Here is a 2,023-nt window from a genome sequence, read left to right as displayed (position 1 = left end):
GGCGTTTGCAAGACCGCCCATGACATTGCGCTGGTTGACATTGTAGCCGCGCAGCGGATCGCCGTCACGGCCGGAGCCGCCGCCGCTTCCCGCGTTACGGGCACCGTTAGTCGTCGCGTTCGCGCTCAGTTTCAGGAAGACATGGTTGGGGTCGTAGGTCAGCGACGCCGAGAAGATCGGGAGAAGATTGGTGGAGACCAACTGGCCGAATCTTCCCACGATGCTGTTCGCATCGAGAATGCCGTACTGTTGGGTGATATAAGTCCCAGGCGCGAAGTTCGCTGCCACTTTGGCGCCGCCAAGGCTCGCCGTACCCGTGACGCTGGTTGAGCCGGCAGCATCCGGCGAAACCTGCACCGAATACGTGGCGCCTTGTCCTAAGCCGAGGTCCCCCCGGACTTTGAGCGTGCCGAACGGCGTCGCGCTGTGACCCGCAATCAGCGTGCCGCCGTCGAAGACGTTCGTCGAGGACACTGTGCCGGTGCCGGCCAGCGTGCTGCCCGCATCCACCAACACGTCGCTGGAACTCGCGATCGAACCGTCGACGACGAGCATGCCGCCCTTAAGCCTAGTCTGGCCGGTATAGGTGTTGATGCCGGTCAGCGTGAGCGCGCCCGTGCCCTCTTTGGTCAGGGAGCCGCCGATGCCGGCGCCGACGAACTTTCCTCCGTCCTGAAAAGCGCCCGCAAAGCTCGTCGATAGATTGTTGCCGCCGATCGCGAGATTTTTGCTGCCGAGGGAAACGGCGCCGCTGCCTTCGATTGAGCCGATCGTCGTGCCCCCGGTTGTCAGGCCGCTGATATCGAGAGCGCTCCTGGGACCCTCCGTCATGACGAGGCGCGCGGTGCCACCGCTCGCACTGCCTTGAATGAACACAAACCCGTCGGACGTAATGGTTGCAGCCGCCGCCGTACTCGCATCGGAGAAGCCGACCTCCCCATGGTTGGTGATCGTTGCGTTTGCCGCGGTACTGCGCTTGTTGAAGGCAAGGCCCGCGCCGACTTCATTTCTGATCACGGCCCGGCTGGCCGAACTATCGTCTTCGAAGAATGTGTTGAGGCCGTTGCCGATTTGTGCCTGCCCTGCATTGCTCGTTCCTTGAAACTGCACCACTCCAAGATTGCCGATTGCCGCACGATCGGCAGTGCTGCCGCCCGAAAAGACGAGGCTTCCAAGGTTAGCGAGCACCGACTGGCTGGCCGAACTGCTGTCCTTGAACAGCAGCCTGGAGCCTGCGAGGCCGAGGATTGCTGCGTTGCCCGCGTTGCTGGTGTTGCTGAACGCGAGAATGCTGTCCTTGGCATTGGAGATCGAAGCGGTGCCGGCGGTACTCGCGCCGGTGAACGACAGGAGGAAGCTGTTGTTGAATTGCAGGGTCGCACCGCTGACGACGGAGAGTCCGGCACCGCTGAGGGTGACAGCCAGCTTGTCGTTCGCGAACGCATAGTCGCCTCCCGTCACTGCGATGCCGCCGACGAAGGTCGCTCGCGAAAAGCCGATATTCTTCTGGCTACTGACGCCGAACGTCGCTTGGCCATCCGGCGTCGCGCCGCCGCTCCAATTCAAGCCATTGTTGAAATCGCCGCTAGCTGGATTGGCCAGCCAGGTCGCGTCGGCCGCGCGCGCGGCCGTCATCGAAGCAGCAGTGGCCAGCGCCGATGTTGCGAGCAGTGCGAGACGCAGACGTGAAACGCGCTTGCAGGAGTTGGCCTCACGATGGCGGGCCTCGATAGAGGCTTTTCGGGTACGCAGTAACATTACAAATTCCTTTGTGGTGGAGCGATGAACCGCATCTGCAAGGGTAGAGCTGGGCCGTGCTGGTCGACGTCCGGCGAACGACCGAGTTCAGTTGCAAATGACGCGGTTGTGGGTTTTCTGCATCACGCTGTTCGGTGATCAAAAGGACGCGGCCATGGGCGCGCAGAAAAACTAATCAGAATCGGAGAAGATCTGGACTAAGGTATGTGCTGACTGGTGTAGTCCGGATGGCGCTACCCGCCATCCGGACTACGGTGTTGCCGCT

The 2,023-nt window shown here is 61.9% G+C and carries 1 protein-coding gene; it reads right to left on the bottom strand.

Annotated elements, in window-relative coordinates:
* The coding region (locus tag BRAO375_RS27500; protein WP_175345373.1) for an autotransporter-associated beta strand repeat-containing protein at positions 1–1,758 on the bottom strand (1,758 nt) is incomplete at its 3' end.
* Positions 1,759–2,023 lie beyond the last annotated feature (265 nt).

Origin of the sequence: Bradyrhizobium sp. ORS 375, assembly GCF_000239775.1 — a bacterium.
Lineage (GTDB): Bacteria > Pseudomonadota > Alphaproteobacteria > Rhizobiales > Xanthobacteraceae > Bradyrhizobium.
The sequence above is the reverse complement of the archived record's forward strand: the minus strand, read 5'-3'. Positions and strand labels throughout refer to the sequence as shown.